The following is a 9,068-nucleotide window of genomic DNA, read 5'->3' on the forward strand; positions in this document are numbered from 1 at the left end:
TTTCATCGAAGCCTATATCGCCGCCTATAACCGCAGAATGAGAAGCAGGTCGGACCTCTACGCGAGAGCGGCCCTGTTCCTCCCGACAGAACCGCCGCACGTCGGGATGCGCAATGGCTTGTCAGATCCGCTTTAGCTCGAGCGCATGGCGATGCCTACGCAGCGGATAAACGCGAGATGTGCGTTCGCGCTCCCCGGTTAGCCGCTTCCTTGTCAAGGTTGATGATGTTCGATGTTTGTTCTATAGCAAGCTGTCGGTTGTGGTGGTCAGTTCAAAAAATTGATTTGTGCGGCACACCCGCTGCCTAGATGTTACGGACTTCGCATGAAGGGCCGATTACGAGGGGTAACCCATGGTTCACACTGCACGCCTCCGCCACGATTCTCTGGCCGCCCCCTCCAGCAGAAACGTCCCTGCAAAATGGCTCGCCGCCGCCGCCTTCGCGGCGATCGGCTTGCTCGCGGCCCCGGCCGCACAGGCGCAGGAAGCGCCTCCCGCGCCCGTCGTCACGGTAGCCAAGCCGCTGGTGCGCGATATCGTCGAGGACGATGAGTTCGTCGGCCGTTTCGAGGCCGTCGACCAGGTTTCGCTGCGCTCCCGCGTCGGCGGCTATCTCGACCAGGTCCATTTCCAGGACGGTACGCTGGTCAAGCAGGGCGACCTCCTGTTCACCATCGACCAGCGGCCGTTCAAGGCGGCGCTGAACCAGGCGCAGGCGCAGGTCGACTCGGCCAAGACCCTGGTCGAATTCAGCAAGATGCAGTTCGAGCGCGCCGAGACCCTATCGCGCGAAGGCAACATACCGGTTTCGACACTGGACGACCGCCGCCGCGAATATCTCGCCGCCCAAGCGCAACTGGACGGCGCGGAGGCGGCACTTGAAAACGCAAGTCTCGATCTCGAATTCACCGCGATCAAGGCACCGTTTTCCGGCCGGGTCGACCGCCGGCTCATCTCGCCGGGCAATCTGGTGCAGGCCGACCAGACCGTGCTGACCACCATCGTCTCGATCGACCCGATCAACTTCTATTTCGACATCGATGAGCGGACCTACTTCTCTTATGCGCGCGACGCCCGCGAGCGCGGCGGCGTCATGCAGGAGGGCGCCGGCGGCGTCGATGTTGTCGTCCGTGTCGCCGACCGTGATGAAGCGACGTTCAAGGGCAAGCTCGACTTCGCCGAGAACCGTCTGGACGAAGCTACCGGCACGATGCGGGCCAGGGCGCGCTTCGACAACAAGGACGGCGTGCTGCAGCCGGGCATGTTCGGCCGCATCAACGTGCCCGGCTCGTTGCCGCATCCGGGCGTGCTTCTGCCTGACGAGGCGATCGGCGCCGACCAGAACCGCCGCATCGTCTTCGTTGTCGACGAGGCAGGCCTGATCTCGGCCAAGCCGGTCCGCACCGGCCCGCGCATCGACGGCTATCGCGTTATCCGCGAGGGCCTCACCGGCGAAGAGACCGTGGTAATCAACGGGCTGGTGCGAGTGCGGCCGGGCGTCACCGTCAAGTCCGAGATGACCACGTTGCCGCCCAAGGTTGAAGCCGAAGGGCAGACGCAATGAACTTCGCCCATTTCTTCGTCAACCGCCCGATCTTCGCGGTGGTGCTGTCGATCGTGCTCGTGCTCGTCGGCGGCATCGCCTATACGCAGCTTCCGGTCGCGCAATATCCCGAAATCGCGCCACCGACCATCGTGGTGCGCGCCTCCTATCCGGGCGCCGACGCCGAGACGGTCGCCGCGACCGTGGCGACGCCGATCGAACAGGAAATCAACGGCGTCGAGCACATGCTCTACATGTCGTCCTATTCCTCCGGCGAAGGCTCGATGTCGCTCACCATCACCTTCCGCCCCGGCACCGATCTCGACGCGGCGCAGGTGCTGGTCCAGAACCGCGTCTCGATCGCCGAAGCGCGCCTGCCGGAAGAGGTGCGCCGGCTCGGCATCACCACGGCGAAAAGTTCGCCCGACCTGATGATGGTCATCCATATGCTGTCGCCCGACGACACATATGATCAGCTCTACGTCTCGAATTATGCGCGTTCGCGCGTGCGCGACGTCCTGCTGAGACTGGACGGCGTCGGCGACGTGCAGATCTTCGGCGAGCGCGAATATTCGCTGCGCGTCTGGCTCGACCCGGAAAAGCTGTCCGCCTACGGCATGACCGCAGGCGACGTAGTCCAGGCGCTGCGCGACCAGAACGTCCAGGTGTCGGGCGGCTCGATCGGCGCGCCGCCGATTGGCGACGGCTCGGCCTTCCAGTATACGGTCACCACGCAAGGGCGCTTCGAAGACGCGCGCGACTTCCGCTACGTCATCGTCAAGTCGACTGAGGACGGCCGCTTGATCTCCCTGCAGGACGTGGCGCGCATAGAGCTCGGCGCCAGGGACTACGTCACCAATTCCTATCTCAACAACAAGGCGGCGGTGGCGCTCGGCATCTTCCAGCGGCCGGGCACCAATGCCTTGGCCTCGGCGGAAGAAATCCAGGAGACCATCGCGGAGCTTTCGGAGGATTTCCCGGAGGGGCTGGCCTACGAGATCATCTACAATCCGACCGAGTTCATCGCCGAATCTATCAACGAGGTCTATGTCACCATCGCCGAGGCGATCCTGCTGGTGGTGATCGTCATCATCGTGTTCCTGCAGTCGTGGCGCATGGCGATCGTGCCGATCGTGGCGATACCGGTCTCGCTGATCGGCACGCTTGCCGTGCTGCTCGCCTTCGGCTTCTCGCTCAACATGCTCACTCTGTTCGGGCTGGTGCTGGCGGTCGGCATCGTTGTCGACGACGCCATCGTGGTTGTGGAAAATATCGAGCGGAACATCCGGCTGGGGCTCGCTCCGCGCGCCGCTGCGCACAAGACCATGGATGAAGTGGGAAACGCGGTCCTCGCGATCTCGCTGGTGCTGATCTCCGTCTTCGTTCCGGCGGCTTTCATTCCCGGGATTTCCGGCCAGTTCTACCTGCAGTTCGCCATCACCATCGCGGTCTCCACCGCGATCTCCGCATTCAACTCGCTGACGCTTTCGCCGGCTCTCGCTGGCGTGCTTTTCAAGCCGCACATCGAGGAACATTCGAACTTCTTCCTGGCAAGGTTCGGCCGCGCTCTGGCGAACGGGTTCAACAACGGGTTCGACAGGATGGCGGACGGCTATGCGTGGCTGGTGCACAGACTGGTCGGCACGACTCTGGCGCTTGCCGCCATGCTGCTCGTCTTCGCAGGCCTGCTCTACGCGACCTATCACATGCTGCAGACGGTGCCGCGCGGCTTCATCCCGAACATGGACCAGGGTTATGCGATCGTCGTCGTGCAATTGCCGGAGGGCTCTTCGCTCGCCCGAACGGACGCAGTCATCCAGAAGGCGTCGGATATCATCCGCGAGACGCCGGGTGTCGCCAACGCCGTCGCCTTCGCAGGATTCAACGGCGCGACATTCACCAACGCCAGCAATTCCGGCGTGATCTTCGCGCCATTCAAGAGCTTCGAGGAACGGCTCGAGAGCGGCGATACTTCCGACAAGATCATCGGCACGCTGTTTGGCAGCCTGCAAAGCATCCAGGAGGCCTTCATCATCGCGCTGCCGCCGCCGCCAGTGCGGGGCATCGGCAACTCCGGCGGTTTCAAGATGATGCTCCAGGAGCGCAACAGCGCCGACATGCGGCCGATTCTGGCGCTGGCCAACGAAATCGCCGGCAAGGCCAACCAGACGCCCGGGTTGATGGGCGTCTTCACCACCTTCTCGGCCTCCAGCCCGCAATTCTTCCTGGCGATCGACCGCGACAAGGCGCGCATGCTGAACGTGCCGATCCCCAACATCTTCGAGACGCTGTCGATCAATCTAGGCACCGCCTATGTCAACGATTTCAATGCCTTCGGTCGCGTCTACCAGGTGCGGGCGCAAGCCGACCAGGCTTTCCGCATCGATCGCGACGACATATTGAAGCTGAAGGTGCGCTCGGCGGCCGGCGACCTGGTGCCGCTCGGCACACTGGTCGAGATCCGCGACGTCACCGGTCCCTCGCTCGTGCAACGCTACAACATGTATGTCTCCGTGCCGCTTCAGGGCAATGCAGCGCCGGGTGTCGCCACGGGCACGGCGCTCGACCTGATGGAGGGGATCGCAGCCGAATCGCTGCCGCAGGGCACTTCCTTCGAATGGACTGAACTCGCCTTCCAGGAGCGGCAGACCGGCAACACGGCGGTCTTCATCTTCGGCCTGTCGGTTCTGTTCGTCTTTCTGGCGCTCGCCGCGCTATACGAAAGCTGGATTACGCCCTTCGCCATCGTGCTTATCGTCCCGCTCAGCGTGCTGGCCGCCCTCTTGGGCGTCGCCTTCCGCGGTCTCGACAACAACATCCTCGTGCAGATCGGGCTGATCGTGCTCATCGGCCTGGCGGCGAAGAACGCGATCCTGATCGTCGAGTTCGCGCGCCAAGGTGAGGAGCGCGGCCTTGACGCCGTCGAGGCGGCTGTCGAGGCCTGCCGGCTGCGGCTGCGGCCGATCCTGATGACGGCATTCGCCTTCATCCTGGGCGTGGTGCCGCTAGTGATCGCCAGCGGGCCTGGCGCGGAAATGCGCCAATCGCTCGGCACGGCCGTGTTCTCCGGCATGCTGGGCGTGACGTTGTTCGGCCTCTTCCTGACGCCGGTCTTCTACGTTGCTCTGCGCAGGACATTCCGGCGCAGGCGGCCTGAAGCCGGCCAGACCCTGGCTTCCGAGAGCGGCGCAGCCGAGTAGACGCCGAGCCGATGAGGCGCCGGGTTCAGGCTGAAGCCGGACCGGCGGGTTCCTGGACCTCGCGGAGGGATGGATCGGCGATCCATCCCTCGAGGGGATCGAGATGTTCCGGCGCGCCGTATCGCTCGCTTCGCATCGTCCACGCCCAGGCCGTCTGGATCGCTCAGAAAAGCGCATCGAGCCGATCGCCGTTGGGGTCGTCGGCCGACCGACGAACAGGAGCAAAAATAGAGGATAGAAACAGGCACAAGATCGCTTCTCCTGCCCTTGGATCGTGGTCAGGCGACAACATTCAATCTGAATACGGCGGGTATAGCGGAGCTCAAGTGGCCCACTTTAGATAGACGTCGGCCATAAATTATTGATATTGAGCGACAATGGTGGTGGTGGCAGTCTCTGGCGAACCAGTCTCTGTCCAATGTTCCCTGATAGGCGCCGAAAAACAGTGAATTTCTAGGTTTTTGAGGGCCTGGCCCAATTTTCTCTAAGAAATCTCTGCGCAGATTCAATGCTTTAGCGCCAAATTCCCTGTACGCGCTAACAGGGAATTATTTAGCAGCTAGCAGGGATGGCAAATCGCGGGCTGGCGGCGGCTCGCTAGCTCAGGATCGTCGTTCGACTACCAGCGGTTTGAGATGGCTAAGCCGTGCCATCCCTGCGTCTTCAGGCAGATTGCCGCGCCCTGGGGTTCTAGCTTGACGTCGGTTTGCGGCGAAATTTACCGAAAAAGCAACCTATGTTAGAGACTGCTTATAAATAGACGTTACACTGCCCACCCTGTTCTCGCCAAGGAGGGAGTGAGGAAACCGAGGGCATCGAGTGCGGTTGGCGCGTGGAGTGCTCTACTCGACGCGTGTACCTCAATCGCGCCGGAGCGAGAGGCAATGATGACAAGACAATCGTTTGTAACAGTACTTGTCGGGCCGAGCGAGTTACTCCGAGAAGGCCTTAGTCGAATCCTGGATGCGGCAAAGTTTCGTGTCCTTTTCTCTGTGGCTTGTGTTCACGATCTTCTGCAGAAGCCGCTAGCCCAGCACCGGTCCATCTTGCTCATCATAGATGTCGGCGGTACTGATGCGGATGCTGAATTCGCACAAATTGCAGAATTCAAAGCGATTTATCCGACCAGCCATGCCGTCGCGCTAGCCGATCACTGTCGATCGACCGATATAGTTTCAGCTTTTCGTGCGGGGGCAGACGGGTATTTAACAAAAGTCGCTGCTTACGACACCTTCATCAAAGCTCTCGAATTGGTTATGCTAGGGCAGACGGTGTTGCCTGCTGAAACTTCAACGGCTATTCAAGAAATAAGGCATGATCTGAAACCTGACGCGGCAGCTGATGAGTTAACAAAGGTGGTTATTAACGTGGAGCATGAGGATCAAGAACCGTCAATTTTGTCAAATCGGGAAAACTGTATTCTACGCCGCTTAATCGAAGGGGAGTCTAACAAAGCCATCGCGCGCGAGATCAACATTGCCGAAGCTACGGTGAAGGTACACGTCAAGGCCATCCTCCGAAAGATCCGGGTCCGCAACCGTACACAGGCTGCAGTTTGGGCGATGAACCATGGCATGCTTACTCCCGCATCTGGCAATGCCCCGTCGGGGAGCGAAAAGATGGCAACTCAGCCGTTTCACAATATATCATCATTCGGGCTGGTGGATTCGCTTTTGCCAAAGCTTCGCCCTGATATGACGCTCCGCTATCAAGAACCATACGCTCAAATCATCCCCCGGCGATGGTAGCGAGCGGTGGAGACGGCATCGCAGGGGCGCATGAGGTGGACCCCGCCAGTGTTACTACCATTTTGAAGTTCAGGGCTTTATCAAAGTGGGCAAAGCAAAAATTACTTCTGGATTTTCGTTCAGCGAAGTGCGGATCGGAACGGTCGAGGGCGGAGAATCGGGGTTCTGGTGTGGAAATGCGACCAACTGGTGGCGGTCCTCACCCAGATCGACGAGGAAGCCTACTCGACGAAAGGCAAATGGTTTCTCGAGACGGGCTTCGGGCTGCTAAGCGGGCAGCACAACGAGCGGTGATCATGACCGATGCGCCCATTCGCGGAGTCCGATGGACATGATCTTCCACGGCTGGTCGACGAGCTTGTTCCTTGCGGCGCAGCAATGGATGACGATGTCGTCGTAGTCCTTGAAGATACGGTTGGAGAGCCAGTTGTCGCGCATGAACTGCCAGACGTTTTCGACTGGGTTCAGTTCCGGTGAGCGCGGCGGCAGGAACATCAGGATGATGTTGTCCGGCACCTTCGGTTTCGGAGTCACATGCCATCCGGCCTGATCGAGGATGAGCACCGCATGCGCGCCGTCGTCGACGCTCCGGCTGATCTCGGCGAGGTGCTCCCGCATCGCCTCGGTATCGCAATAGGGCAGGACAAGGCCCGCGCCCTTTCCCTTCCGGGCTGGTCGAACCAGTGGGGGAATTTCACACAATAGCTTTGCCAGTTGCTGCGAGTCCAGCAAGGCTCGGCAGGCGTTTCCAGTTCGGCGATGTCGCGAAGGCGCTCACCATATTGCGCCGCAAACTGCCTCCGCCGCGTGAAGAGTGCGAGAAGCCGTTGCAGTTGTTCACGCCGATGGCAGCCTGCAGGTCAGTCAGGCGGTAATTGTAGCCGAGTTCAGGATAGCCCTCGTAGATCACCTGTTTCGAGCCGTGCCGGACTGTGTCGGTAACGCTCATGCTGTGTTGGCCGACTAGCATGCATGACCTTGTCTCCTGCTGCTCGGGGGTAAGGTCACGCGTGATCCGAGATACCAGGCGACGTTTGCAATCCGACGTAGGCGCAGGTTTGAACGCAGGCCGATCGCCCGGGAGAGTCTCAGTATAGCCCTATCCACGCCGTATTCTGGTCATGAATGTTAGCATTATACCCCCAGACGAAATTTCTGGTTGTATAAGCGGAGTTTCGTTAAGGCGATAAATTATCGTTTATTGTCGATGGGTGTCCTTAAAGATACTTATAGTGATTAACATTTTAACTGGAGAAACACATGAAGTCGATGAATTCCGACAAGGGAATGCAGTGGAAACACTCGGAAAGGTTGAACAACTCAAGCGCGATGACGGAGACAGCCGCGTCGAGCCCGACCTCGACCGTGACGACCGAGGCTCCCACTTCCACCGATTCCGCGTCGACGGCATCCACGGCTTCCACGTCGACGGAGACAGCCGCGTCGAGCCCGACCTCGACCGTGACGACCGAGGCTCCCACTTCCACCGCTTCCGCGTCGACGGCATCCACGCAGCCGGCGCAGGGTCTTACCCACACCACCACACCGATCCAATCGGAGTACGATGGCCAGGTGATTGAAAATCTTGACATCTACGTCACCAACGGGGACGCGGTCACGATTACGCACGACAATGTCATCCTGCGCAATTGTCGTATTCATCACGTCGAAGGCGACGGGGTGATGGTATCGGGCGCAAACGGCGTCACGATCGAGAACACCGAGGTCATCAACGCCGACCCGCCGGCGGGAATCGACGCCGAGACGAGCCCGAACATCAACAACATCAACGCAGAAAACGCCGCGAACCTGACCGTTCAAAACACCACGGTGCGGGAAGGCTCGACCGGCATCTATCTCCTGAACTCGCCCGGCGCGGATCTTTCGAACGTCGATGGCTACAACTTCCATGGGCCTATGCCGCGCGGTCAGTTCGTCCAGTTCAACAACTCGGGCAATAGTTCGCTGACCGACTTCTATGCCGTCAACGAAGCCGGCAGTTCGCATCCTGAGGACATCGTCTCGGTCTATGGCAGCCCGAATACGACGATCTCTAACGGGGTGATCGACGGTAACAACTCCGTGACCGGCGTCGGCGTCATGTTCGAGAACGCATCAACCGGCGGCAGGGTGCAGAACGTTGACGCCATCCATCAGGGCAATGGCGCGTTCTCGTCCTACGCGAGCGATGTCACCTTCGATGACACGAGGTCGTTCGACGGTATCAACGAGGACCAGGGCCGCGGGCTGTCCTCGTCGAATGGACTGATCTGGAATGTCAGCTCCGGCGGGGTCAGCGTCCTGAACTCGAGCTACACCAACCCTGGCAATCCCAACAACATCATTTGGGACAAGTCAAAGGCGGTCGTAGCCGACGTGCACGAGGATGCCGCCGCCACCCCAATGGCACACATCGATAACCAGTTCGCCTGGGACTACGCAGTCTGAACGGGCGGGGGGGGGGGGGGGGGGGGGGGGGGGGGGGGGGGGGGGGGGCGCGGGGCGGGGGGGGGGGGGGGGGGGGGGGGGGGGGGGGGGGGGGGGGGGGGGGGGGGGGGGGGGGGGGGGGGGGGGGG

6 protein-coding genes and 2 pseudogenes are annotated in these 9,068 nt (G+C 60.8%); 5 read left to right on the plus strand and 3 right to left on the minus strand.

Translation table 11 applies throughout. From position 1 onward, the window contains the following. The first annotated feature begins 353 nt into the window (after window positions 1-353). From AC0L3I_RS30970 to AC0L3I_RS30985, 4 genes are all read left to right on the plus strand, one after another. The gene (locus AC0L3I_RS30970) at window positions 354-1,565 is read left to right on the plus strand and encodes an efflux RND transporter periplasmic adaptor subunit (protein ID WP_473529442.1); all 1,212 of its coding nucleotides are present in this window, start codon (window positions 354-356) and stop codon (window positions 1,563-1,565) included. Beyond that, window positions 1,562-4,744, plus strand: coding sequence for an efflux RND transporter permease subunit (locus AC0L3I_RS30975; RefSeq protein ID WP_473529443.1), 3,183 nt, complete (start codon window positions 1,562-1,564; stop codon window positions 4,742-4,744). Before AC0L3I_RS30970 ends, AC0L3I_RS30975 begins: the two co-directional genes overlap by 4 nt. A gap of 884 nt (window positions 4,745-5,628) precedes the next feature. Beyond that, complete coding sequence (locus tag AC0L3I_RS30980) at window positions 5,629-6,492, plus strand: LuxR C-terminal-related transcriptional regulator (RefSeq protein ID WP_473489130.1); 864 nt, start codon at window positions 5,629-5,631, stop codon at window positions 6,490-6,492. A 168-nt stretch (window positions 6,493-6,660) separates the two neighbouring features. Beyond that, window positions 6,661-6,786 carry a hypothetical protein gene (locus AC0L3I_RS30985; protein ID WP_473529444.1) on the plus strand — a complete coding sequence of 42 codons (126 nt, stop codon included), beginning with the start codon at window positions 6,661-6,663 and terminating at the stop codon, window positions 6,784-6,786. On the opposite strand, the pseudogene AC0L3I_RS30990 reads toward AC0L3I_RS30985, so the two are convergent. The 3 genes and pseudogenes from AC0L3I_RS30990 to AC0L3I_RS31000 all read right to left on the minus strand — a co-directional run. After that, window positions 6,787-7,167, minus strand: a pseudogene (locus AC0L3I_RS30990) (transposase); the annotation flags it as partial. Beyond that, window positions 7,164-7,492, minus strand: a pseudogene (locus AC0L3I_RS30995) (DegT/DnrJ/EryC1/StrS family aminotransferase); the annotation flags it as partial. The pseudogenes AC0L3I_RS30990 and AC0L3I_RS30995, both read right to left, overlap by 4 nt. Before the next feature lie 244 nt (window positions 7,493-7,736). Continuing rightward, window positions 7,737-7,973 carry a hypothetical protein gene (locus AC0L3I_RS31000; RefSeq protein ID WP_473529445.1) on the minus strand — a complete coding sequence of 79 codons (237 nt, stop codon included), beginning with the start codon at window positions 7,971-7,973 and terminating at the stop codon, window positions 7,737-7,739. On the opposite strand from AC0L3I_RS31000, the gene AC0L3I_RS31005 reads away from it, so the two are divergent. Continuing rightward, window positions 7,954-8,940, plus strand: coding sequence for a right-handed parallel beta-helix repeat-containing protein (locus tag AC0L3I_RS31005; RefSeq protein ID WP_473529446.1), 987 nt, complete (start codon window positions 7,954-7,956; stop codon window positions 8,938-8,940). The two genes, AC0L3I_RS31000 and AC0L3I_RS31005, sit on opposite strands and share 20 nt — an antisense overlap. Window positions 8,941-9,068: the final 128 nt, after the last annotated feature.

It is taken from the genome of Mesorhizobium sp. WSM4840, from assembly GCF_055811755.1.

Bases quoted from the DNA above. Each gene is read 5' to 3' on its own strand.
- AC0L3I_RS30975 (WP_473529443.1), top strand. From the start codon at position 1,562: ATGAACTTCGCCCATTTCTTCGTCAACCGCCCGATCTTCGCGGTGGTG.
- AC0L3I_RS30970 (WP_473529442.1), top strand. From the start codon at position 354: ATGGTTCACACTGCACGCCTCCGCCACGATTCTCTGGCCGCCCCCTCC.
- AC0L3I_RS30980 (WP_473489130.1), top strand. From the start codon at position 5,629: ATGATGACAAGACAATCGTTTGTAACAGTACTTGTCGGGCCGAGCGAG.